The sequence below is a fragment of the Enterobacter sp. RHBSTW-00994 genome (assembly GCF_013782625.1).
Lineage (GTDB): Bacteria > Pseudomonadota > Gammaproteobacteria > Enterobacterales > Enterobacteriaceae > Enterobacter.
This window is the reverse complement of the sequence record NZ_CP056199.1, coordinates 103453-127897: the sequence shown is the minus strand read 5'-3', so window position 1 is coordinate 127897 and position 24445 is coordinate 103453. Positions and strand designations below refer to the sequence as shown.

Genomic DNA, 24445 nt, shown 5'->3' with positions numbered 1-24445 from the left:
CGATTTTTTCAATCACATGGGTCGTGAAGCCGTTACGGTTATCAGTCAGGCCCCTGCTTTACGCCAGCGTACTCAGCGCTGGCGTATTGCTGTGCGCGACATCCGCCCACGCGGACGATCGCGACCAGCTAAAATCTATTCAGGCTGATATCGCCGCCAAAGAGCGTGCGGTACGTCAGCAGCAACAGCAACGCGCCTCACTGCTTGCCCAACTCCAGCAGCAGGAAGAAGCCATTTCCGTCGCCACACGCAAACTGCGTGAAACCCAGAACACCCTGGCCCAGTTAAATAAGCAAATCAATGAGATGAATGCTTCGATTGCAAAACTGGAGCGCCAGCGGGACGCCCAGGAACGCAACCTGGCTGCACAGCTTGATGCGGCATTCCGTCAGGGTGAACATACGGGTATTCAGCTCATACTGAGCGGCGAGGAAAGTCAACGCGGCCAGCGTTTACAAGCCTATTTTGGTTATCTGAACCAGGCGCGTCAGGAGACTATTGCGCAGCTAAAGCAAACGCGCGAAGAAGTCACCACGCAAAAAGCCGAGCTGGAAGAGAAGCAGAGCCAGCAGCAAACACTGCTCTACGATCAACAGGCGCAGCAAGCCAGGCTTGAACAGGCACGTAACGAGCGTAAGAAAACACTCGCCGGCCTGGAGTCCTCTATCCAGGAAAGCCAGAGCCAGTTGAGCGAGATGCGCGCCAACGAATCCAAACTGCGCAGCAGCATTGCGCGTGCGGAAGCGGCAGCGAAAGCCCGCGCCGAGAAAGAGGCCCGCGATGCGCAGGCCGTGCGCGATCGCCAGCAAGAAGCCTCCCGCAAAGGCACTACCTACAAACCAACCGACAGTGAACGCTCGCTGATGTCGCGTACCGGAGGTCTGGGCTCTCCACGAGGTCAGGCATTCTGGCCCGTCCGTGGTTCGATCCTGCATCGCTATGGCGAACAACTCCAGGGCGAGCTACGCTGGAAAGGGATTGTTATCGGCGCATCCGAAGGTAGCGAAGTGAAAGCCATTGCCGATGGCCGCGTGATCCTTGCCGACTGGCTTCAGGGCTACGGGCTTGTCGTGGTGGTCGAACACGGTAAAGGCGATATGAGTCTTTACGGCTACAATCAGAGCGCCCTGGTCAGCGTAGGCACACAAGTGCGCGCAGGCCAACCTATCGCCCTTGTGGGCAGCAGTGGCGGTCAGGGCCGCCCGTCACTCTATTTCGAAATTCGTCGCCAGGGTCAGGCGGTCAATCCACAGCCGTGGTTGGGAAGATAAGTTTTGCTTCAATTTCGTCGAATTGTTCTCTCCGTCACCAGCGCACTGGTGCTGGCAGCACCGGCATTCGCAGGCAAACTCGCCATTGTGATTGATGACTTCGGTTATCGGCCACAAACCGAAAATCAGGTTCTGGCAATGCCTTCCGCTATCTCTGTTGCTGTGCTCCCTAATGCTCCCCATGCGCGCGAGATGGCCACCAAAGCCCACAACAGCGGGCATCAGGTGTTAATTCATCTCCCAATGGCCCCGATCAGCAAGCAACCGCTGGAAAAAGACACTCTGCGCCCGGACATGAGCAGTGATGAGATCGCACGAATTATCCACGATGCTTACAACAAAGTGCCGTATGCCGTTGGGCTGAACAACCATATGGGCAGCGCGATGACATCCAGTTTGCCGGGTATGCTGAAGGTGATGCAGGCGCTGGAACGTTACAATCTCTATTTCCTCGACAGTATGACCATCGGCAATAGTCAGGCCATGCGGGCGGCTCAGGGAACAGGCGTGAAGGTGATTAAGCGCAAGGTGTTCCTGGATGATACGCAAAACGAAGCGGATATCCGCGTGCAGTTTAATCGCGCGGTACAGCTGGCTCGTCGCAATGGCTCCGCAATTGCCATCGGCCATCCGCATCCGACAACCGTTCGCGTCCTGCAACAAATGTTGCCGACATTGCCTGGCGATATCACTCTCGTGCGTCCTGGTGACCTGCTGAACGAACCACAAGTTGATACCTCGACGCCAAACCTGAACACCACACAGCCCGTTTCTCAGCCACGCAATCCGTTCCGTGGCGTAAAACTCTGCAAACCGAAAAAACCGCTTGAACCTGTTTACGCAACGCATTTCTTCTCTGTGATTGGGGAGAGCATCAGCGAAAGCACGCTGGTGAAATACGTTCAGCAACAGTGGCAGGGCTGGGGTAACAAATCCTGATACTAAAAAGCCACCTGGCAAGGTGGCTTTTTTTATCACTGAAGACGGAAGGAACCGTCCAGAATTTGACTGTAAACCGTCGGCTGACCCTTATCGATGGTGCGGTATTGTTCTTTATGAGAGAGTTTGTAAATACCCACAGGATCACGCTTCAAGACCTCTACAGCCTTCTCATCCGGGACCGAAGAAATGAACTGGCGAATCAAAAAGCGATTATTTCCGGTAATCGGCTGTTCTTCCATGACCTGATGAAACTGCGGATATCTCTCTCTGGCATATAAGAAGCTGTAATCAATTAAGAAATATTCGATCAGGGTATCGTGATGCTGCCAGTAACTGTAAAGAATATCCCGGACCAGCCTGACTAACGCATTCCCCTTTTGAGCCGCAAGAAAATACGCCGTCCAGTATCCCTGGCTCACGGCGCCCTCATGCTGGTCAAAACGCAGCGATGAGAAGCGTTTTTCATAGAAGGATTCAGGCAATGGTTTACTCATGAAAACCGTCGCATCCATCCAGATCCCACCATACTGATACAGCAAAGAGCAGCGAACAATGTCCGAATATTGTGCCTTACTAATCAACCCCGACTGGTACTTCGTTTTAATGTGTTCGGGCAAAGAGAGATAATCAGGAATATTATCATCCGTCAGGATAACGACCTGTGCGTCTGGTGTATGACGCTGTACGGATTCAATGCAACGCTTAACCAGCGCTGGCGCACTCTCCAGCCCCTGAAACCAGCAGATCCAGATGATACGCGATTGCGCAGCGTGAGCCTCAACGACCGGTTCTGCCTGAATACCCAGGCTATCGATGACGCTAAAGAGCGCCTCTTTTTTCTTTTTCTCAAAATGCCACGCCGCCCGTTGAAAAAAAGAAAGCCCGGTCTTCTTATACCAGCGCCGGGTTTTCTTGATGAGTGTATTAATCATATTGATGTTCATCACGTCACCTTACTTCAACTCAAAACATTTCTTTTAATGTGCGACGGAAAAGTTTCATTCTTAACTTAGCGTCTTTCTTATGTCCACGTAATAAACGATTCATTCGTTTAGAGGTAAATCCTCTAAACGACATTAGCTGGAACAGGTTATTACTTTTTGTCTCTTCAGACATATGCTCGCGATATTTAAAATAAAGCTTACGATAAGCATTGTATTTTTTAATTTGTGATGTAATTCGGTTACTGCCGTGTTCCGCATCCACCATTGCCGTAGTAAAGCTGTACTTAATGCCAGGGCCGTATTTCAGGATTAATTTAATCCAGACATCACGATCCTGCTGCTGTTTGATTTCAGGGGAAAATCCGCCGACGCCCAAAAGCTTTTCGCGAGTCGTCAGAACCTGGTTACCAACGACGTTCTCACAAAGAACATCCTGTAATCCTATAATTCTTTTATCATTGGTGTCAGGGTAAGTACCGTGGGTTTTGTCCAGTCGGGCAAGTGTATCCGTCACGAAAGCGTAGTTTTCATCATAGCGAGAAACCAGTTTCGACAAACGCTCTGGCAAGAAGTAATCATCATCATCAAGGCCGGTCACGAAAACACCCTGCGACAGAGCATAACCACGGTTGCGACTGAAGTTAGAGCCGCTATTTTTCGCATTGCGCTCATAAATGAAATTCACAAAGCGTGTTTCACACTCCGCTCTTATGCGCTCTATCAATTGTGGTGTTTTTTCGTTCGAGCAATCATCAACAATAATCAATTCTACCGCAGGATATGTTTGGGCGATTACTGAGCGAATAGCACGCTCCAGTAAGTCCTCTCGATTGTAGGTAGTGATAATTACCGATATCAGTTCGTTCATAGCCTGCTCGTCTGGTCAATGGCATTTCTCCACCGGAAGAATACCGTTTTCCCGGCGGAGAATCAAAATGATTACTTAATGACACTTCGGTGCTTGTTCTGCTCCAGGAAAACAACCGACATAATAAGTGTCAACATCCAGGCAACAGGTGTAGTTTTGGAATAGAACATGACACCACTTAAACCGAATAAAATTAATGAAGCTAAAAAAGCGCATAAAATAATACTATTCAGTTTACGTAACGCGTACCAGGCAAAGGAGATAATAAACAGAATATACAAAATAACGCCCGATGGTCCCTTTAATGAGAGGGTCTCGATAAATTCATTATGCAGATGCCCACGGATATAATCGAGCGCACCGGACAAGCTTGGGTCCTTATCGATCTGGGTAACTATCTTTGCGTTTCGCGCATCCGTTGATTGCCACAGGTAATTATCTTTCGCCGCAGACAACCCGGTTTCCCACATCGCAAGACGCGCTCCGATGGATGTCGTGCTGTTTTCCTTATCATAGGCAACGATATCATTGTTAAAGTCATTATAGCGGTGCGTCAGACTGTTTTTCATCATGAATGCACCAGCCAGCAAAGCGACAAGAAAAACAGCAACGCCTTTCCAGGGAATATGCTTCTCTTTGTAAAACTTCACCAGCAGCAGACCAAAGAAGATAACGGGATAAGTTAAAATTGCCGCACGGGTTTCAGTCGCGACCAGGATCAGGAAAGTGATAAAGAAATGACCAAGAATAAAAAACTCTTTCCATTTACTGAGGCTATGTTGGGCAACCAGAATAATGTAGAAGGAAATAAAGGTGATGGTATATGCAGCCCCTGTTGCATCCGTGCCGCCCGCCAGAGAAAGCGTGACCCTTTGGCTTTCGAGGAAGAAATGCTGATAACCACCATATATTATAATGCTCAGTTGCAACACGATCGCCAGCAGAGCATGGATTTTATTACTGCCTACTTTTAGGTGGTTATTATTCGCGAAGATAAACAGAGAAAAAGCACCGAATATGCATATTTTTCCGGCCTCAAGATAAGCACGGTAAGAGTTAATGGCCGAACTCCCATCCACTTTGAACATTCTGTACCAGACTAAATCACTGACTCCGATGATAAACAGCACGAGACAAAACCAAAAAGCATCGTGCTTTTTCACATTTTTAATGTCCAGGATAAAAATAACCAGTGCCGTCATCCACGCCGCGCTAAGCACTTTCGCAGATGCGTTTGGCTCAACAACAACACAGCCAAACGCGATCACGCAAAATCCGAACAGTAATTGCATTAACGCAAAGTGGATCTTTTCTCGTTTCACATCAATCATCATCATTCCATCTACTCAAAGCGCACACGTCGTCATACGTTGAATGCAACCGTGTTAACGAATATTGCCCCAGTCATACAATTTACCCGTGGTGTCCAGTACTGACACATTTTTATTGTAACCGGAAAGCCATGACTGTACGGAATTGACCGGTTCTCCCTGTCGATGGATACCGAGCCACAACTCGGCAAGCGTATTGACGTCATCAGCAGACCATGGGGTTGTGTAGTCCCCGGTAAATTTATTTTTAGAATCAACCTGATGGCTATACCAGATAAACATCGGGATATGCAGCGCTTCTCTCGGTGGATTGACGCCACCATGTGAATACACAACTGAACGCTGCGGATCACGCACTAAACCATGATCGGAAAAGTACATGACCGATGAACGCGAGTTGTCCAGTGCAGCAAAAATTTTGCCCATAACCTTATCCGTATAACGCACTGAATTGTCATAACAATCATCAGCTTCACTGCCACCTTTTAATACGGATTCACTGGCAGGGAAACGACGGCAGGCAGGCTCGTGGCTACCATACAGGTGCAGGACAATGATTTTTTTACCCGGTTTTTTCAACGCATCATTCAATAATGGCAAGAGATCTTCATCGTAGCCACCGTCAACCCACTCATGCTGGCGAGCATTCATGGCAATCCCGGTAATCACGTTGTTATGCGCCCCACCTTTTCCCTGGCGGCTAAACCAGGAGGTATCGTATCCCGCTTTATTGGCGATATTGATGACATTATCACCGTATTTACGCGGATCTCTCGCTTTTACCGTATCGGCTGTTATTGCCAGGGGCACTGCCATGATCGTGACAGGTGCAGGGGTCACCGCATTGCGGAATAACAGGAGTTGCGATTGCTGCTTCACCAGTTCCGGCGTGGTATCCCGTTGATAACCATAGATACCCATGTTCGCCGTCCGTTCCGATTCACCAATAATCAGCACATAGTTATCGATACCGGTATCCGACAGCGTAATTTTATAATCAGGGATATTGTTACCAATATTGGCGACGACTGAAATATCTTCAACCGCCTGCATAAACACTTTTGCCGTGCTGACGGGTGTCGCCTGTACAACGCGCTGAGTCAGGCTTTCAACATTGCTCTTTCTGAGTTGGTGCTGCCAGGCCTGAGCAAAAAAGGCAAAGACCGTCAGTCCCAACACAATGCCCGGCCAGCGGCGAAAACGTGGAGCAACAGGCCATGCCCCCGTATTAGCGGTATAGATAAACAGTGCCGAGAGCGCAACAAAAATGAGACAATCACGCCAGTACAACCCCAGCATCGAACTCGCTTCGCCCGATGTGGTATTTAATACGCTGAGCGCGAATCCATAACTAAATGCAGAATTAAAATTGTTCCAGGCATATAACTGAAGAGTGACATCAGCTGCAACCGGAATTAATAAAACGATGGCCAGAATATTTCTTATATATTTATTATGGATACATTTAACAGTCAGTAATATCAGTAAAAAAACCAACGTCCGGTTAATTACGGCATTATATTTCGCATTTAGAATGTTAACGCCAATCACTATTAGCAAAGAAATCACTATCAGAATACTACCCGTGACGCGCGACGATGTATCAACAGACTTTTGTGAAAACAGAGTGGACATAATGACCTGATTAGTCTGGCCAAATCTTTTCTGACGACATCATTATTACTGCAAAAAATGAGCTCGCTAAAAAGACCAGGTGGAGAAAAATTCGCCAAAAGTTAACAAGTAACCTCTGGAAAGTCAAACCGCTAAATCGGGGTAATGACACCCGTAGATACGGGTGTCATTCGGCAGGATTACTCCCAGCTCAGGATCACTTTTCCTGACTGGCCAGAACGCATTGCGTCAAAGCCTTGCTGGAACTCATCAATAGAGAAACGATGCGTAATAATCGGTGACAGATCCAGACCTGACTGAATCAGAGCCGCCATCTTGTACCAGGTTTCGAACATCTCACGGCCATAGATGCCTTTGATGAACAAGCCTTTAAAGATGACGTTGTTCCAGTCGATAGACATATCCGATGGCGGAATACCCAACATCGCAATACGACCACCGTGGTTCATGGTGTCGAGCATAGTACGAAACGCCGGTGGTGCGCCGGACATCTCCAGGCCCACGTCAAAGCCTTCGGTCATGCCCAGTTCAGCCATCACGTCGTTCAAGCTCTCTTTAGAAACATCTACCGCACGGGTGACACCCATTTTACGTGCCAGCGACAGGCGATATTCATTCACATCGGTAATCACAACGTGACGTGCACCGACATGCTTCGCCACAGCCGCTGCCATAATGCCAATCGGGCCTGCACCAGACACCAGCACATCTTCACCCACCAGATCAAACGACAGCGCCGTGTGCACGGCGTTACCGAACGGGTCGAAGATAGAGGCTAAATCATCAGAGATGTTGTCCGGAATTTTAAAGGCGTTGAATGCCGGGATCACGAGATATTCCGCGAAACAACCAGGACGGTTTACGCCTACGCCGACGGTATTGCGGCACAGGTGAGTACGACCACCACGGCAGTTACGGCAATGACCACAGGTGATATGGCCTTCGCCGGAGACGCGATCGCCAATTTTAAAACCTTTCACTTCCTGGCCAATACCCACCACTTCGCCGACATATTCATGACCGACAACCATGGGAACCGGAATAGTCTTCTGTGACCACTGATCCCAATTGTAGATGTGGACGTCAGTGCCGCAGATGGCGGTTTTACGAATTTTGATCAGCAGATCGTTATGACCGACTTCCGGCTCCGGCACGTCGGTCATCCAAATTCCTTCTTCCGCTTTCAGTTTGGATAACGCTTTCATCACAGATCCTTAGGCAATCACGCCCAGTTGTTTGCCGATGCGGATAAAGGCTTCAACCGCACGCTCAATTTGTTCAGGCGAATGCGCCGCAGACATCTGTGTACGGATACGGGCCTGGCCTTTTGGTACAACCGGGAAGAAGAACCCGGTCACGTAGATACCTTCTTTTTGCAGTTCACGGGCAAAGTTCTGCGCCACGACCGCATCGCCCAGCATCACCGGGATGATCGCGTGGTCAGCACCGGCCAGAGTAAAACCTGCAGCACTCATTTTTTCGCGGAACAAACGGGCATTGGACCACAGGCGATCGCGCAGTTCGCTGCCTACTTCCACCATTTCCAGCACTTTGATGGAAGCCGCCACAATGGCTGGCGCCAGCGAGTTGGAGAAAAGATACGGACGAGAGCGCTGACGCAGCCACTCAACCACTTCTTTGCGTGCTGCGGTATAGCCACCAGATGCCCCACCCAGCGCTTTACCCAGCGTACCGGTAATGATGTCCACACGGCCCATCACGTCACAGTATTCGTGGGAACCACGGCCGTTCTCGCCCACAAAGCCAACCGCATGGGAATCATCGACCATCACCAGCGCATCGTATTTATCAGCCAGATCGCACACACCTTTCAGGTTGGCGATCACGCCATCCATCGAGAACACACCGTCGGTCGCGATCAGTACATGACGCACACCGGCTTCACGCGCTTCTTTCAGGCGCGCCTCCAGCTCGACCATGTCGTTGTTTGCATAGCGGAAGCGTTTCGCTTTACACAGACGCACGCCGTCGATGATAGAGGCGTGGTTCAGGGCGTCGGAGATAATCGCATCTTCTGCGCCAAGCAACGTCTCAAACAGACCGCCGTTAGCATCGAAGCACGAGGAGTACAGAATCGCATCTTCCATACCGAGGAACTCAGCCAGCTTTTTCTCAAGCTGCTTGTGGCTGTCCTGAGTACCACAAATAAAGCGGACGGAAGCCATACCAAAACCGTGGGTGTCCATGCCGTTTTTAGCCGCGGCAATTAGCTCAGGGTGATTCGCAAGACCTAAGTAGTTGTTCGCACAAAAGTTGATCACATGGCTGCCATCAGCAACAGTGATGTCCGCTTGCTGCGCAGACGTAATAATACGCTCTTCTTTGAACAACCCTTCCGCACGTGCGGTGTCCAGGTCGCTGTTTAACTGTTTGTAAAAATCACCACGCATTGCAATTCTCCAGACTCGGCAAATTTCGGCACATATTACCCAAAGCTATACTTCATGACGAGATGACACATTATCTCTTCTCGTTTTTGCAGCATAAATCACGCGTACCCTTGCGCGATGTCGGTGAATGGCTGAAGGGTCGCCATAGTAATGATATGATATGAATATTAGCGTCCGGGATTGTCCCCGGACTCCACACTTCAAAGGTTACAGTTATGATCATCGTTACCGGCGGCGCGGGCTTTATCGGCAGCAACATTGTTAAAGCTCTCAATGACAAAGGCATCACCGACATCCTGGTAGTGGACAACCTGAAAGACGGTACTAAGTTTGTAAACCTGGTGGATCTGAACATTGCCGACTACATGGATAAAGAAGATTTCCTTATCCAGATTATGGCAGGTGAAGAGTTCGACGATATTGATGCCATCTTCCATGAAGGTGCTTGTTCCTCCACCACCGAGTGGGATGGCAAGTACATGATGGACAACAATTACCAGTACTCTAAAGAGCTCCTCCACTACTGCCTGGAGCGTGAAATTCCGTTCCTGTATGCCTCTTCTGCAGCCACGTACGGCGGCCGTACGTCTGACTTCATTGAGTCCCGTGAATACGAACAGCCACTGAACGTCTACGGCTACTCAAAGTTCCTGTTCGACGAATATGTGCGCCAGGTTCTGCCAGAAGCGAACTCACAAATTGTCGGCTTCCGTTACTTCAACGTGTACGGGCCGCGTGAAGGACATAAAGGCAGCATGGCGAGTGTGGCATTCCACCTGAACACTCAGTTGAACAACGGCGAAAGCCCGAAATTGTTCGAAGGCAGTGATGGCTTTAAGCGCGACTTCGTTTACGTCGGTGACGTTGCTGCAGTGAACCTGTGGTTCTGGGAAAACGGCGTATCCGGCATCTTCAACCTGGGTACTGGTCGCGCGGAATCCTTCCAGGCGGTGGCAGACGCTGCGCTGGCGTACCACAAAAAAGGCAGCCTTGAGTACATTCCGTTCCCGGAAAAACTGAAAGGCCGCTACCAGGCATTCACTCAGGCCGACCTGACCAACCTGCGTGCTGCTGGCTATGACAAGCCGTTCAAGACCGTTGCAGAAGGTGTAACGGAGTACATGGCCTGGTTGAACCGCGACGCGTAAGTATGAAAATTTTGGTGATAGGCCCGTCATGGGTGGGCGACATGATGATGTCGCAAAGTCTCTATCGCACGCTCAAGGCGCGCTATCCCCAGGCAGTAATCGACGTGATGGCTCCGGCATGGTGTCGTCCGTTGTTATCGCGTATGCCGGAAGTCAATGACGCGATCCCGATGCCGCTTGGCCACGGGGCGCTGGAAATTGGCGAACGCCGTAAGCTCGGTCATAGTCTGCGAGACAAGCGCTATGACCGCGCCTACGTCCTGCCAAACTCGTTCAAATCGGCCTTAGTGCCTTTCTTTGCAGGTGTACCTCATCGCACCGGCTGGCGCGGTGAAATGCGCTATGGCCTGCTGAATGACGCGCGAGTCCTGGATAAAGAAGCCTGGCCGTTGATGGTAGAACGCTATGTCGCTCTGGCCTACGACAAAGGGGTAATGCGCAGCGCCAAAGATCTGCCACAGCCGCTGTTGTGGCCACAGTTGCAGGTTAACGATGGTGAGAAATCTCAGACCTGTAACACCTTTGGTATCTCGTCCGAACGCCCGATGATCGGCTTTTGCCCAGGCGCTGAATTCGGCCCGGCAAAACGCTGGCCGCACTATCACTACGCCGAGCTGGCGAAGCAGTTGATTGACGAAGGCTATCAGATTGTCCTGTTTGGCTCGGCGAAAGACCACGAAGCAGGCAACGAAATCCTGGCCACACTCAGTAACGAGCAGCAGGCCTGGTGTCGCAATCTGGCCGGTGAAACTCAACTGGAACAAGCGGTGATTTTACTTGCGGCCTGTAAAGCCGTCGTCACTAACGACTCAGGCCTGATGCACGTTGCCGCTGCACTGAATCGTCCGCTGGTCGCCCTTTATGGTCCGAGTAGCCCGGACTTTACGCCGCCGTTGTCGAATAAAGCGCGGGTGATCCGCCTGATTACCGGCTACCACAAAGTCCGTAAAGGCGATGCGGCGGAAGGTTATCATCAGAGCCTGATCGACATTACGCCGCAGCGCGTTCTTGAAGAGCTCAACGATTTGCTGTTGAACGATGAAGGATAACGAATGCGGGTATTGATCGTTAAAACCTCTTCCATGGGCGATGTCCTGCATACGCTACCGTCGCTGACGGACGCCATGCAGGCCATTCCCGGCATTCGTTTTGACTGGGTCGTGGAAGAAGGCTTCGCGCAGATCCCCACCTGGCATGAATCAGTTGACCGCGTGATCCCGGTAGCGATTCGTCGCTGGCGAAAAACCTGGTTCTCAGCCCCTATTAAAGCCGAACGCAACACATTTCGCGCTGCAGTGCAGGCGCAACACTATGATGCAATTATTGACGCACAAGGGCTGGTAAAAAGCGCCGCGCTGGTTACTCGTCTGGCACACGGCGTGAAGCACGGAATGGATTGGCAAACCGCCCGCGAGCCGCTGGCGAGCCTGTTCTACAACCGTCGTCATCATATAGCCAAACAACAGCACGCCGTAGAACGCACCCGTGAGCTGTTTGCCAAAAGCCTGGGCTATGCAAAACCAGACATCCAGGGCGACTACGCCATTTCGCAACATTTCCTCCATGCTTCACAGCAAGATGCCCCGCCTTACTTAGTTTTCCTGCATGCAACCACCCGTGATGACAAGCACTGGCCAGAAACACACTGGCGCGACCTGATTGGTTTGCTTGGCAACGCCGGGCTGCGCATCAAGCTCCCGTGGGGGGCGCCGCATGAAGAGGCGCGTGCTAAACGTCTGGCTGAAGGCTTTGATTACGTGGACGTTCTGCCGCGCATGAAGCTGGATGGCGTGGCACAAGAACTGGCGGGGGCAATGGCAGTGGTTTCTGTCGATACCGGCCTCAGCCACCTGACGGCGGCGCTGGATCGTCCTAATATTACGCTTTACGGCCCAACGGACCCGGGCCTTATCGGCGGCTACGGAAAAAATCAATATATCTGCCGTCCGGAACATTCATCGCAGCTGAGCGACCTCAACGCCGCTGCGGTATTTGCGCAATTAGAGCCTTTGCTGGCAGCAGAGAGAGCCTATGTCTGATTTTTTCTCAGCGGAGCGCCCACCAAAGCGCGTGCTGATCATTAAGCTGCGTCACCACGGTGATGTTCTGCTAACTTCGCCGGTCTTTACCGTGTTGAAAAAGAACTGGCCGGACGTTGAAGTGGATGCCCTGGTGTATGACGACACCCAGGCGATGCTAACCAGCCATCCGTATATCGATCAAGTACATACCATTGGCCGCAACTGGCGTAAAAAAGGCTGGTTTGAACAGCTTCGTCTGTATCGTGCGCTACTGAATACCCTGAAAGGTCGCCAGTACGATGTGCTGATTAACCTGACCGAACACTGGCATGGCGCACGCCTGGCGCGTCGCCTGAAACCGCGTGTCTCCGTGGGTTTTAAGCCGGATAAACGCGGTGGCCTGTCGCGTCGTCGCTGGGTGAAATCCTTCACCACGCTCTACCCGGCGATTCAGGACAACAGCCGCCATATGGTCGAAGTGAATCTTGATGCACTGCGGCGCATCGGTATTCATCCGCAATCTGATGAAGACAAGCATACCCTGTTTGTACCGGGCGATGCGGCAGAAGCCTCGGTTGCGGAGAAACTGGCCGGGTTTGGACTCGCCAGTAAATCCTATATTCTGGTGCACCCAACGTCCCGCTGGATGTTTAAGGCCTGGGATATCAAAAAACTGGCGGCAACCATCGATAACCTGGCGGCGCGTGGCCTGCCAATTATTCTCTCTGCAGCACCGTCAAAAGAAGAAACTGCGTATATGGATGAGCTGCGCGCCGCACTCACCCAGCCGGTGTTTGATTTAAGCGGCCAGTTGAACCTGAAAGAGCTGGGCGCGCTCATGAAACACGCGCGTATTTACTTTGGCGTCGATTCTATGCCAATGCACCTCGCCAGCGCCGTAGGTACACCGACGGTGGCCATTTTTGGCCCAACCGGGGCGATCAAGTGGGCGCCGTGGGGCGTGAATTATCGCGTTATCACTGCCGGATTTACCTGTCAGCCTTGCGGCAAAGCAGGCTGTGGTGACGGCGGCGTTTCTGACTGCATTACGGCAATCACACCTCAACAGGTGCTGAGCGCCATTGATACGTTATTGCTGGAATATCCTGCATGAAGCTGGCTATCGTCCGACAAACCTACAACCCGAACGGTGGCGCAGAACGCTTTGTTTCCCGTGCGCTAAACGTCCTGGCGCAGGATACCTCGCTGGATGTGACGCTGATTGCCCGCCAGTGGGAAGATGCTGCGGGCTGGAACACACTCACCGTTAACCCGCCGTTCCGTAATCGCATTGCCCGTGAATCCGGATTTGCAGCGGAAGCCGCCTCGCATTTCGCGCAATTCGATATCGTGCAGAGTCATGAACGTATCCCTGGCGCCACAATTTTTCGCGCAGGTGATGGTGTTCATGCCACCTGGCTTGAACAGTATGGCCGTATTTTGTCGCCGCTGGCACGCTGGGCGCAGTCGCTGAGCCGCTATCATCGTTATATTTTGCATGCCGAGACGCAGATGTTTACCCACCCACAGCTGCGTAAGGTTATCTGTAACTCGAAGATGGTGCGTGATGACATCGCCCACCGCTTCGCGCTGCCGGATGACAAGCTAACAGTGATCTACAACGGTGTGGATACCGCGTATTTCAGCCCGGACGTGCGCGCACATTCGCAACGTGCGGCGCTGGGCATCCCGCAAACCGCGCCAGTACTGGCATATGTGGGTTCCGGCTTTAGCCGTAAAGGTGTTGCGACCGCATTACGCGCCATTGTGCCGCACCAGGATGTCTGGCTACTGATTGCCGGGCGCGATAAGCATGCCCGTAAATTTGAAAAGCTGGCACGAACGCTGGGTGTTGCATCTCGCGTGCACTTCCTGGGGCCTGTTGCTGATGTGCGTGAAGTTTACGGTACGGCTGATGCGCTGATTCTGCCAACGCTCTACGATCCGTTCCCGAATGTCTGCGTGGAAGCGCTGGCCTGTGGCTTACCGCTTTTCACCAGCCACGGCTGCGGCGCAGCGGAGTGGGTAGAAGAAGGCCAAAACGGCTGGGTGCGTGATGCACTGGACAGTGCAGGCTATCAGCAGGCGATCACTCACTGGCTGCAAGGCCTTGAGCAGGGCGTTAACTATTCAGCCGCCGCGCGCGCAACGGCTGAACCCTATACTCTGGACAGAATGGCCAAAGAGTTACAGGCGCTTTACCGCGACCTGCTGCGCTGAGCCGCATCAGAGAAGACGTTCTCCATTGCGTCCAGCATACATTCGCGCGTGAAGTGGCTACACAGATAATCGTAGCCTTGCTGTGCAAGCGTCTCACGCATCCCCGCGTCGTCATACAGTTTCACAATTGCATCGTGCAGCGCTTTCTCATCGCGCTGCGCGATCAAAATCCCCGTCTGACCGTTAATCACTGCATCGCCCGTACCGCCAGCATCTGTCGCGATAGTGGCAATGCGGGAGGCTAATGATTGCAGAACGCCCTGCGGTAAACCTTCCATATCGTGTGAAGGACTTAACGCAATATCAAACGCCGGGAACCAGCGTTCAGGATCGCTGCGATGCCCTGCCATCAGGACGCGTTGCTGTAATCCCAGATTCACGATCTCCTGCTCCAGCGTCGCTTTGTGCGGGCCTTCGCCAACAATCGCCAGCTTGATGTGTGGATTGTCGATTGCTGCCAGGGCACGCAACAACACGCTGTGGCCTTTGTTAGGACGCAAATGCGACACCACGCCTAGCCAGAAATCCTCCTGCGATAAACCGCAGTGGTCACGGGCCTCATGCTTATCAGCCGGGTGGAAACGCAGCGTATCGACGCCGCTTGGCACAGAGGTACTCTGGGACATCGGGACACCAATATTCGCCACCTGAAGACGCAGTGCTTCACCGGTCGTCACGATATGTGAACAGGCTTTGCGAAACAGCCAGCGCGTTGTCCAGTTGTCACGTGGTACACCAGAAGCATGGCGGGTACGCACCAGCGGAACGGGGTTAGACAACGTCAGATTCGCCAGTGCCACCAGCCAGGTATCGGAGGAGTTATGGCTATTGATGACATCAATCGATTTACGGTTATCGCGCATCCAGCGACGCAATAGCTGCAGATTTTTAAGGTTCTTACGCTTTAACGGCATCGTCACCACCGCCAGCCCGGCGTTTCGCGCCAGCGCATGCAGGGGGGCGGTTTCCGGACAAAGAATGGTCACCTGATGGCCACGCTGAATCATCCCTAACGATTCGTTAATAATGCGCAGAGGCTGCCCGCCTTTGCCACCGTCTGCTTCAGTGTGAACAATATGCATACATTTCCTGTTATGAATCTCGCCAGCGTGACGCTAATTTGCCGCCCAAAAGGATCTTTGTCCCTCCAGGCATATGTTTTTAGTATCCACCGGATATAATACAGCACGAATGGCCTTACCAACATGGGTGGTCTGCCTTGAACACAACGGAGAAAGCATGTCCGACAAACCTTTATTGAGCCTTGTGGTCGCCGTCTATAACGGTGAAAAATTCCTGAGTGCATTTTTCGACAGCATCAAAGCTCAACATCTGGACAGTCTGGAACTGGTCGTTGTGAACGACGGGTCAAGCGACAACTCCTCAGCCATCATTGCGCAGTACGCCAGCGAATTCCCGTTTTATAAGGTCATTGACCAGGCAAATCAGGGGGTTTCAGCAGCCCGTAATACCGGCCTGGCGGAAGCAACGGGTGAGTATGTGGCGTTTCCCGATATTGATGACGTCATCTACCCTGGCATGTACCCACGTCTGCTGGAGATGGCCAAAAAGAACGATCTTGATGTTGCGACCTGCAACGGGACCTATATCTACGATGATGGCAGACCGTCGAAGAAAATCTTCCCGTCCGACAAACTGCAATCCACCGGCGTGCTGGATGGCCCAACGTGGCTACAGCGTGCTCTGGCATCACGTAAATTCCTGCACGTCACCTGGTTGAATATTTATCGCCATACATTCATTAAAGAGCAGGGCTTTACCTTCGAGCATGGGCTACGCCACCAGGATATTCCATGGACCACTGAAGTCCTGTTGACCGCAAAACGCGTGCAGTACACGGACGAAACGTTTTACGACTATCTCATCCACTCCGCGTCAGTATCCCACACGCCGGGTACAGACGATACGCGTATGCGTAACGCGCGCCATTACATGAAAATCCTCGAAATGCTGGAGGCTATCAACCAGCGTTACCCGGAAGCCGTGCGCCGGGTTCCAGCCTGTCAGTGGCAGATCGCGAAAGAGGGCCTGGGCATTCTTCATGCCATTAATAACATCGGCGATCTAACCAAGAAACGCGAAATCATCCGCGAACTGTTCGACCGCGGGATCTGGGCACTGATCTGGAAAAACGCCCGTGGGCTGCGCCAGCACTGGCGACTGGGTCGTCGTTATTTCCGTTTAAAACGGTATCTGGCATAAGAGATAGCTTTACCTGGCTTAAATGCTTAGAATTTGCCCGCCGAAACTAAAAAAAACGGATAATCGCTTGGAATTGTTGTATACCGCTCTGCTCTACATCATTCAGCCACTGGTGTGGCTGCGACTGTTGCTTCGTAGCCGTAAAGCGCCTGCGTACCGAAAACGCTGGGCCGAACGTTATGGCTATTGCCGCAATAAAGTTGCCCCGGACGGTATTTTGCTGCATTCCGTTTCTGTTGGTGAGACGCTGGCGGCGATCCCGTTGGTTCGCGCCCTGCGTCACCGCTATCCGTCATTGCCGATCACTGTCACTACCATGACGCCGACAGGATCTGAACGTGCGTTATCCGCTTTTGGTAAAGACGTGCACCACGTCTACCTGCCTTACGATTTGCCCTGTGCCATGAACCGCTTCCTCAATACCGTTCGCCCAAAGCTGGTGATTGTGATGGAAACCGAGCTATGGCCAAATATGATTTCCGCCCTGCACGCTCGTAAAATCCCACTCGTGATTGCCAATGCGCGCTTATCTGAACGTTCCGCAAAAGGTTACGGCAAACTCGGTAAATTCATGCGCCGCCTGCTCAGTAAGATCACGCTGATTGCGGCGCAAAACGAAGAAGATGCCGCACGATTTACAGCGCTGGGTTTGAAACGTAACCAGCTCGCGGTAACCGGTAGCCTGAAATTCGATATTTCCGTGACACCTGAACTCGCCGCACGTGCAATTACGCTGCGTCGTCAGTGGGCCCCACGCCGCCAGGTCTGGATCGCTACCAGCACTCATGATGGTGAAGAAGACATTATTCTCCAGGCCCACCGTAAACTGCTGGAGAAATTCCCGGATTTACTGCTGATTCTGGTTCCCCGTCACCCGGAGCGTTTCAAAGACGCCCGTGACATGGTGCAAAAAGGCGGTTTCAGTTTCACCCTCCGCAGCAGTGGAGAGATCCCATCCAGCAGCACTCAGGTGGTGATTGGCGATACGATGGGAGAACTGATGCTGCTGTACGGAATTGCCGATCTGGCCTTCGTCGGCGGTAGCCTGGTTGAACGTGGTGGTCATAACCCACTGGAACCTGCTGCACATGCCATTCCGGTGCTGATGGGGCCGCATACATTTAACTTCAAAGATATCTGCGCTAAATTGCAGCAAGCCGACGGCTTAATTACCGTGACCGATGCGGATTCCGTCGTGAAAGAGGTATCAACCCTGCTGACAGACGAAGATTACCGCCTGTGGTATGGCCGCCATGCCGTCGAAGTCCTGCATCAGAATCAGGGTGCACTGACCCGTCTGCTGCAACTTCTGCAACCTTATCTGCCTCAGCGGAGTCACTAATGCCCAAGCGTCTGTCGGTCGTAATGATCGCCAAAAACGCCGCCGACCTGCTTCCAGACTGTCTGTCCTCTGTCGCCTGGGCAGACGAAATCGTCCTGCTTGATTCTGGCAGTGAGGACAATACGGTAGAAATCGCCCGTGCCGCGGGTGTACAGGTCTATACCAATACCGACTGGCAGGGCTACGGTATTCAACGCCAGCGCGCGCAATCTTATGCAACGGGCGACTATGTGCTGATGATCGATACCGACGAGCGCATGACGCCTGAACTCCAGGTCGCGATTCAGAGCGTGCTCGCTGCCCCGCAGCCTGACGCAATCTACAGCATCGCACGTCGTAACTATTTCCTGGGTCGCTTTATGCGCCACAGTGGCTGGTATCCTGACCGCGTCATGCGCCTGTATGAACGCGAGCGTTACCAGTACAACGAAAATTTGGTGCATGAATCTCTGGTGAGTAACAATGCGAAGGTTATCGCCCTGACTGGCGACCTTCTACACCTCACCTGCCGCGATTTTGCCAGCTTCCAGCGTAAACAGCTCAACTACGCCACAGCATGGGCACAAGAGCGCCATCAGCGCGGCAAAAAAGTCTCTCTGACGGGTATTTTCTCCCATACGCTGGGCGCGTTTCTGAAAACGCTGTTGCTGCGCGGGGGTGTGCTGGATGGCAAGCAGGGCTGGTTACTGGCGGTGGTGAATGCACAGTATACTTTTAATAAATACACCGAGCTGTGGGCGCTCTGCCGCGGCTACTCAGAGAAAACGTGAGCCATGAGCACAAAAGCGATTTATCCGGGTACTTTCGATCCCATCACCAACGGCCATCTTGATATCATCACGCGTGCGGCAAGCATGTTTGATACGTTGATTCTGGCGATTGCCGCCAGTCCCAGCAAAAAGCCCATGTTTGACCTGGATGAACGCGTGGCCCTCGCCACTGCATCAGTAGCCCATCTGCCTAACGTTGAAGTCATGGGCTTTAGCGATCTCATGGCAAACTTTGCCCGAACACAACAGGCAAATATTCTGATCCGCGGTTTGCGCGCTGTGGCTGATTTTGAATACGAAATGCAACTGGCGCATATGAACCGCCACCTGATGCCTGAGCTGGAAAGCGTATTTTTGATGCCGTCAAAAGAGTGGTCGTTCATTTCATCTTCGCTGGTGAAAGAGGTGGCCCGTCATCACGGCGATGTCACCCATTTCCTGCCCGCTAATGTTCATCAAGCCTTGATGGATAAGCTCAAATAACTCACTTCTGGCACTGACGGCAATAAAACGTTGCTCGCTGAGCATGCTTCGTCGCCACAATCGGTGTACCGCATACCCGGCAGGGTTCGCCCTTACGCCCGTAAACCTGCAATTCCTGTGCAAAATAGCCAGGCTTGCCGTCACTTTGCAGGAAGTCCTTCAGCGTCGTCCCGCCCTGCTCAATTGACCGCAGTAGCACAGCTTTAATGACCCTGACCAGTAATTCACACTCCTGAGCGGACAACGAAGATGCCAGCCGATCGGGATGGATCCCGGCGGCAAAGAGCGATTCACTGGCATAGATGTTCCCCACACCAACAACCAGCTTGTTGTCCATCAACCAGGGCTTAATTGGCGTTTTCTTCTTCGCGCACTTCGCCCTCAGGTATTCCGCGTTAAACGCGTCACTCAGCGGCTCTGGCCCCAGATGTGCCAGTACGCTATGCCCCTCAAGCTCTTTGGTCCACAACCATGCGCCAAAGCGTCGGGGATCGGTGTAGCGCAGCACTTTACCGTTACTCATGACCAGATCAACGTGGTCATGTTTTTCAGCCGGTAGTTCTTCAGGAAGTATACGCAGGCTCCCGGACATCCCCAGGTGGATGATAATCCAGCCGTCAGGCAGTTCCAGCAGCAGGTATTTAGCGCGACGTTGCACGCTAAGAACGGGTTTATCGCTCAAAGCGTGGATCTCATCGGAGACCGGCCAACGAAGGCGGCCATTGCGAACGATCGCATGAAGAATAGTCGCACCAACCAGATGTGGCTCGATGCCACGACGGCTGGTCTCGACCTCAGGTAATTCAGGCATGGTTCCTCCGTTGAGGGTCAGAATGCAAAAAACCCCGCAGTTGCGGGGTTTTTCAGTACGAGAATTCTAAAATTATTTAATTTTAGCTTCTTTGTACAGTACGTGCTGGCGTACAACTGGATCGAATTTTTTCAGTTCCAGTTTTTCCGGCTTAGTACGTTTGTTCTTCGTGGTGGTGTAGAAGTGACCTGTACCAGCAGAAGAAACCAGCTTGATTTTCTCACGAATACCTTTAGCCATGATTTATTTCCTCGTTAAGTACTTAGTACTTTTCGCCACGGGCACGCAGTTCGGACAGAACTGTATCGATGCCTTTCTTATCAATAACACGCATACCTTTAGCAGATACACGCAGGGTGACAAAACGCTTCTCGCTCTCAACCCAGAAACGGTGAGAGTGCAGGTTCGGCAGGAAACGGCGTTTAGTCGCGTTCAGTGCGTGGGAACGGTTGTTACCGGTCACCGGACGCTTGCCAGTAACTTGGCAGACTCGGGACATGTCTATTCTCCAAAAATCAAATTAGCTCGAGCTTCGTATGGGGTATCGGCGCCTCGTCAGGCTTTACAGCCCGGTCATCGCAGTTCTAAGTGAACTCTCGATTGCCAGGCCCAAATGCCAAACCCGAGATTCTCAAAGGTGGCGTAGTATACGCTGACTCGGCGGTGTGCTCAAGTCCCGAACAGACAAAGATCCCAATGGATCGCGTGAATTGGTCTAAATCCAACCACGTTCTGCAAAAGAAATGTACTCTCCACGGCCAATTACCAGATGGTCAAGAACACGAATGTCCATGAATTGACAGCATTTGATAATCCGTTCGGTTATTTCTTTATCGGCTCTGCTCGGTTCAGCGCAACCAGAGGGGTGATTATGCGCGAGGATCACGGCGGCTGCATTCACTTTTATCGCTTCGCGCACAATTTCTCGCGGATGGACCTCAACATGACTCAATGTTCCCGCAAAAAGGTGACAATGCTTCAGGACGCGGTTTTTATTATCAAGAAAGATCACCATGAAGATCTCACGTTCTGCATCACTTAACTGGCTTTGCAGGAAATCACGTGTAATTTCAGGGCTTAATAGTGGGTTTTCCACCCGTATCCGGACGTTATAGAAGCGACTGGCAAGCTCTGCAATCCCTTTTAGCTGGGCAAATTTAGCCACACCAATGCCTTCGACATGTTTAAATTCTGCCAGATCGGCGGTAAGCAAACCGTACAGAGAGCCAAAATGTTCCAGTAACTCTTTCGCCAGCAGAAAAACCGTTTTCCCCGACGTCCCGGTACGCAAAAACAGCGCGAGTAGCTCTTCATCATCCAGCGATGTAATGCCATCGCGCAGCATTTTTTCGCGCGGTAATAGCACCGAAGTACTTTCCATAGTCCGATCTCCTCATGTTTCTTGCCATGCTGCCACAGGTGTTCTCCCCTCTCGATGCTCATTTTTCGTTCCTGCGTAGCGCCTCGCAAAGTGACCAATGGACAACCTCACCCCCGCTTTTGGGATTGTGATAAAATGCCCGTACTCTGGTGAAACCCAACAGGAAAGAATCATGATGAGCCTGGCCGGTAAAAAAATCGTTCTTGGCGTAAGCGGCGGAATTGCCGCCTATAAAGCGCCGGAATTGGTACGTCGCTTACGCGAGCGCGGGGCTGATGTGCGCGTTGCCATTACGGAAGGTGGAAAAGCCTTTATCCCCCCACTGAGCCTACAGGCTGTTTCGGGATATCCGGTATCCGACAGCCTGCTCGATCCAGCGGCAGAAGCGGCAATGGGCCACATCGAGCTCGGTAAGTGGGCTGACTTAGTGATTTTGGCTCCTGCCACAGCCGACTTAATTGCCCGTGTCGCAGCAGGCATGGCAAATGATCTGGTGTCGACCATTTGTCTGGCTACCCCGGCCCCCGTCGCTGTCGTACCGGCCATGAACCAGCAGATGTACCGCAACGCCGCCACCCAACATAATCTGGAGACGCTGGCATCACGCGGGCTACTGATTTGGGGTCCGGATAGCGGCAGCCAGGCGTGTGGCGATGTGGGACCTGGTCGTATGCTCGACCCCCTCACTATCGTGGATATGGCCGCCACCCATTTTGCCCCTGTCAACGATCTGCAACATCTCAACATCATGATTACCGCGGGCCCGACGCGCGAGCCGCTGGACCCGGTTCGTTATATTACGAACCATAGTTCAGGCAAGATGGGATTTGCTATTGCTGCCGCTGCAGCAAAACGTGGCGCGAACGTCACACTCGTGAGCGGCCCGGTGTCTTTGCCAACCCCGGCTTTTGTACAACGTATTGATGTCGTGACCGCACTGGACATGGAAGCCGCCGTTCAGGCTCACGCGCAAAAACAACAGATTTTTATTGGCTGTGCGGCTGTCGCTGATTACCGCGCAGAAACCATCGCAGAGGCAAAAATTAAAAAGCAAGGCGATGAATTAACAATAAAAATGGTGAAGAACCCAGATATTGTTGCAGGTGTCGCTGCACTGAAAGACCATCGACCTTACGTTGTTGGGTTTGCCGCAGAAACGAATAATGTGGAAGAATATGCCCGGCAAAAACGTACCCGCAAAAACCTCGATTTGATTTGCGCGAACGATGTATCGCTGGCCACGCAAGGATTTAACAGCGACAGCAATGCATTGCACCTTTTCTGGCAGGATGGAGATAAAGTCTTACCGCTCGCGCGCAAGGAACTCCTGGGCCAACAATTACTGGACGAGATCGTTACCCGTTATGATGAAAAAAATCGACGTTAAGATTCTGGACCCGCGTGTTGGACAGCAATTCCCGCTGCCAACCTATGCCACCTCCGGCTCTGCCGGTCTTGACCTGCGTGCCTGTCTCGATGACGCCGTAGCGCTGGCTCCAGGTGCAACTACCTTGATCCCAACTGGGCTGGCTATTCATATTGCCGATCCGTCTCTGGCTGCGGTTATCCTGCCGCGCTCTGGCCTGGGCCATAAGCATGGCGTCGTACTGGGCAACCTGGTGGGCTTGATCGATTCTGACTATCAGGGCCAACTGATGGTTTCCGTCTGGAACCGTGGTCAGGACAGCTTCACCATTGAACCGGGCGAACGTATCGCCCAGATGGTATTTGTACCGGTAGTACAGGCTGAATTTAATCTGGTGGAAGACTTTGATGCCACCGACCGCGGCGAAGGCGGTTTCGGCCACTCAGGGCGTAATTGATCGCTCAATAAACACGTATCTCACAGCGCCATAATGCAATAACAAACCGCAAACATCAGTTTGCGGTCGCTGTGTGGATGCCAGCCTGGCAAGTGCTTATTTTTCAGGGGTATTTTGTAACATGGCAGAAAAACAAACCGCGAAAAGGAATCGTCGCGAAGAAATACTTCAATCTCTGGCTCTGATGCTTGAATCCAGCGATGGCAGTCAACGCATCACCACCGCAAAACTGGCCGCCTCTGTTGGCGTATCAGAAGCGGCGTTATACCGTCATTTCCCGAGCAAAACCCGGATGTTTGACAGCTTGATCGAGTTTATCGAAGACAGCCTGATCACACGTATCAATCTGATTCTGAAAGACGAAAAAGACACCACTGCGCGTCTGCGTCTCATTGTTCAGTTGATTCTGGGCTTTGGTGAACGCAATCCAGGTCTGACCCGCATCCTGACTGGTCACGCATTGATGTTTGAGCAGGACCGGCTGCAGGGCCGCATTAATCAGCTTTTTGAGCGTATTGAAGCGCAATTGCGCCAGGTTCTGCGTGAAAAGAAAATGCGTGAAGGTGAAGGTTATGTCACCGACGAAACCCTGCTGGCCAGTCAGATATTAGCGTTCTGCGAAGGTATGCTTTCCCGGTTTGTCCGTAGCGAATTCAAATACAGTCCAACAGATGATTTTGAAGCCCGCTGGCCGTTAGTTGCTGCCCAACTACAGTAACGTTCTTGCCGGATGTCTGCTGCAACGTATCCGGCCTACATGATCTGTAGGCCCGGTAAGCAACATGTATGACCGGATACATAGGTGACAGATCAGACCGGGA

General features: G+C 52.1%; 25 protein-coding genes. 14 read left to right on the top strand and 11 right to left on the bottom strand.

The genetic code is table 11. From position 1 onward, the window contains the following. The first annotated feature begins 11 nt into the window (after nucleotides 1–11). Nucleotides 12–1271, top strand: a complete 1260-nt coding sequence (gene envC, locus HV346_RS00605) for a murein hydrolase activator EnvC (RefSeq protein WP_249415159.1) — start codon at nucleotides 12–14, stop codon at nucleotides 1269–1271. Between the two features lie 3 nt (nucleotides 1272–1274). After that, a complete protein-coding gene (locus tag HV346_RS00600; protein ID WP_181621720.1) occupies nucleotides 1275–2210 on the top strand; it encodes a divergent polysaccharide deacetylase family protein in 936 nt (311 codons plus the stop codon). Nucleotides 2211–2245: 35 nt separating this feature from the next. Here HV346_RS00600 and HV346_RS00595 read toward each other — a convergent pair whose 3' ends face one another. From HV346_RS00595 to kbl, 6 genes are all read right to left on the bottom strand, one after another. Continuing rightward, nucleotides 2246–3157 carry a capsular polysaccharide synthesis protein gene (locus HV346_RS00595; RefSeq protein ID WP_181621719.1) on the bottom strand — a complete coding sequence of 304 codons (912 nt, stop codon included), beginning with the start codon at nucleotides 3155–3157 and terminating at the stop codon, nucleotides 2246–2248. A gap of 19 nt (nucleotides 3158–3176) precedes the next feature. Then, on the bottom strand, nucleotides 3177–4025 hold the full coding sequence (locus tag HV346_RS00590) for a glycosyltransferase (protein WP_181621718.1): 849 nt from the start codon (nucleotides 4023–4025) through the stop codon (nucleotides 3177–3179). A gap of 71 nt (nucleotides 4026–4096) precedes the next feature. Next, entirely contained in the window at nucleotides 4097–5227 is a 1131-nt protein-coding gene (locus tag HV346_RS00585; RefSeq protein ID WP_346010419.1) for an O-antigen ligase family protein, read from the bottom strand. A gap of 183 nt (nucleotides 5228–5410) precedes the next feature. Continuing rightward, nucleotides 5411–6991 carry a phosphoethanolamine transferase gene (locus tag HV346_RS00580; RefSeq protein WP_181621717.1) on the bottom strand — a complete coding sequence of 527 codons (1581 nt, stop codon included), beginning with the start codon at nucleotides 6989–6991 and terminating at the stop codon, nucleotides 5411–5413. 179 nt (nucleotides 6992–7170) lie between these two features. Beyond that, entirely contained in the window at nucleotides 7171–8196 is a 1026-nt protein-coding gene (gene tdh / locus HV346_RS00575) for an L-threonine 3-dehydrogenase (RefSeq protein ID WP_181621716.1), read from the bottom strand. A gap of 9 nt (nucleotides 8197–8205) precedes the next feature. Then, nucleotides 8206–9402: a glycine C-acetyltransferase gene (kbl, locus tag HV346_RS00570; protein ID WP_181621715.1), complete on the bottom strand. Its 1197-nt coding sequence runs from the start codon at nucleotides 9400–9402 to the stop codon at nucleotides 8206–8208. 215 nt (nucleotides 9403–9617) lie between these two features. Here kbl and rfaD point away from each other — a divergent pair, with 215 nt between their 5' ends. Genes rfaD through HV346_RS00545 form a run of 5 tightly spaced genes read left to right on the top strand, consistent with a single transcriptional unit; the run spans nucleotide 9618 to nucleotide 14791 of the window. Further along, complete coding sequence (rfaD, locus tag HV346_RS00565) at nucleotides 9618–10550, top strand: ADP-glyceromanno-heptose 6-epimerase (RefSeq protein ID WP_181621714.1); 933 nt, start codon at nucleotides 9618–9620, stop codon at nucleotides 10548–10550. 2 nt (nucleotides 10551–10552) lie between these two features. Then, nucleotides 10553–11599 carry an ADP-heptose--LPS heptosyltransferase RfaF gene (rfaF, locus tag HV346_RS00560; protein WP_181621713.1) on the top strand — a complete coding sequence of 349 codons (1047 nt, stop codon included), beginning with the start codon at nucleotides 10553–10555 and terminating at the stop codon, nucleotides 11597–11599. A gap of 3 nt (nucleotides 11600–11602) precedes the next feature. After that, nucleotides 11603–12589, top strand: coding sequence for a lipopolysaccharide heptosyltransferase RfaC (gene rfaC / locus HV346_RS00555; RefSeq protein WP_181621712.1), 987 nt, complete (start codon nucleotides 11603–11605; stop codon nucleotides 12587–12589). Beyond that, nucleotides 12582–13685 carry a putative lipopolysaccharide heptosyltransferase III gene (gene rfaQ, locus HV346_RS00550; protein ID WP_181621711.1) on the top strand — a complete coding sequence of 368 codons (1104 nt, stop codon included), beginning with the start codon at nucleotides 12582–12584 and terminating at the stop codon, nucleotides 13683–13685. The genes rfaC and rfaQ overlap by 8 nt, the downstream gene beginning before the upstream one ends. Beyond that, nucleotides 13682–14791: a glycosyltransferase family 4 protein gene (locus HV346_RS00545; RefSeq protein ID WP_181621710.1), complete on the top strand. Its 1110-nt coding sequence runs from the start codon at nucleotides 13682–13684 to the stop codon at nucleotides 14789–14791. Before rfaQ ends, HV346_RS00545 begins: the two co-directional genes overlap by 4 nt. Here HV346_RS00545 and HV346_RS00540 read toward each other — a convergent pair. Next, a complete protein-coding gene (locus HV346_RS00540) occupies nucleotides 14770–15873 on the bottom strand; it encodes a glycosyltransferase family 4 protein (RefSeq protein ID WP_181621709.1) in 1104 nt (367 codons plus the stop codon). The genes HV346_RS00545 and HV346_RS00540 overlap by 22 nt on opposite strands. A gap of 157 nt (nucleotides 15874–16030) precedes the next feature. Here HV346_RS00540 and HV346_RS00535 point away from each other — a divergent pair, with 157 nt between their 5' ends. The 4 genes from HV346_RS00535 to coaD all read left to right on the top strand — a co-directional run bounded on the left by HV346_RS00535 (nucleotide 16031) and on the right by coaD (nucleotide 19609). After that, a complete protein-coding gene (locus tag HV346_RS00535; protein ID WP_181621708.1) occupies nucleotides 16031–17014 on the top strand; it encodes a glycosyltransferase in 984 nt (327 codons plus the stop codon). 67 nt (nucleotides 17015–17081) lie between these two features. Continuing rightward, nucleotides 17082–18356, top strand: coding sequence for a lipid IV(A) 3-deoxy-D-manno-octulosonic acid transferase (waaA, locus tag HV346_RS00530; RefSeq protein WP_181621707.1), 1275 nt, complete (start codon nucleotides 17082–17084; stop codon nucleotides 18354–18356). Next, nucleotides 18356–19126, top strand: a complete 771-nt coding sequence (locus HV346_RS00525) for a glycosyltransferase family 2 protein (protein ID WP_181621706.1) — start codon at nucleotides 18356–18358, stop codon at nucleotides 19124–19126. Before waaA ends, HV346_RS00525 begins: the two co-directional genes overlap by 1 nt. A 3-nt stretch (nucleotides 19127–19129) precedes the next feature. Further along, nucleotides 19130–19609: a pantetheine-phosphate adenylyltransferase gene (gene coaD, locus HV346_RS00520; RefSeq protein WP_181621705.1), complete on the top strand. Its 480-nt coding sequence runs from the start codon at nucleotides 19130–19132 to the stop codon at nucleotides 19607–19609. A 1-nt stretch (nucleotide 19610) separates the two neighbouring features. On the opposite strand, the gene mutM is transcribed toward coaD, so the two are convergent. The 4 genes from mutM to radC form a co-directional block, all read right to left on the bottom strand. After that, on the bottom strand, nucleotides 19611–20420 hold the full coding sequence (gene mutM, locus HV346_RS00515) for a bifunctional DNA-formamidopyrimidine glycosylase/DNA-(apurinic or apyrimidinic site) lyase (protein WP_181621704.1): 810 nt from the start codon (nucleotides 20418–20420) through the stop codon (nucleotides 19611–19613). A gap of 72 nt (nucleotides 20421–20492) precedes the next feature. Further along, nucleotides 20493–20660 (bottom strand): 50S ribosomal protein L33, encoded by a 168-nt coding sequence (rpmG, locus tag HV346_RS00510; protein WP_003024094.1) that lies wholly within the window; start codon nucleotides 20658–20660, stop codon nucleotides 20493–20495. A 22-nt stretch (nucleotides 20661–20682) separates the two neighbouring features. Next, nucleotides 20683–20919, bottom strand: coding sequence for a 50S ribosomal protein L28 (rpmB, locus tag HV346_RS00505; protein ID WP_002436699.1), 237 nt, complete (start codon nucleotides 20917–20919; stop codon nucleotides 20683–20685). A 216-nt stretch (nucleotides 20920–21135) separates the two neighbouring features. After that, nucleotides 21136–21801, bottom strand: coding sequence for a DNA repair protein RadC (gene radC / locus HV346_RS00500; RefSeq protein WP_181621703.1), 666 nt, complete (start codon nucleotides 21799–21801; stop codon nucleotides 21136–21138). Between the two features lie 175 nt (nucleotides 21802–21976). Here radC and coaBC point away from each other — a divergent pair, with 175 nt between their 5' ends. The 3 genes from coaBC (at nucleotide 21977) to slmA (ending at nucleotide 24342) form a co-directional block, all read left to right on the top strand. Then, nucleotides 21977–23188, top strand: coding sequence for a bifunctional phosphopantothenoylcysteine decarboxylase/phosphopantothenate--cysteine ligase CoaBC (gene coaBC / locus HV346_RS00495; RefSeq protein WP_181623656.1), 1212 nt, complete (start codon nucleotides 21977–21979; stop codon nucleotides 23186–23188). Beyond that, nucleotides 23166–23624, top strand: coding sequence for a dUTP diphosphatase (gene dut, locus HV346_RS00490; RefSeq protein WP_181621702.1), 459 nt, complete (start codon nucleotides 23166–23168; stop codon nucleotides 23622–23624). The genes coaBC and dut overlap by 23 nt, the downstream gene beginning before the upstream one ends. Before the next feature lie 121 nt (nucleotides 23625–23745). Next, entirely contained in the window at nucleotides 23746–24342 is a 597-nt protein-coding gene (gene slmA / locus HV346_RS00485) for a nucleoid occlusion factor SlmA (protein ID WP_181621701.1), read from the top strand. Nucleotides 24343–24445 lie beyond the last annotated feature (103 nt).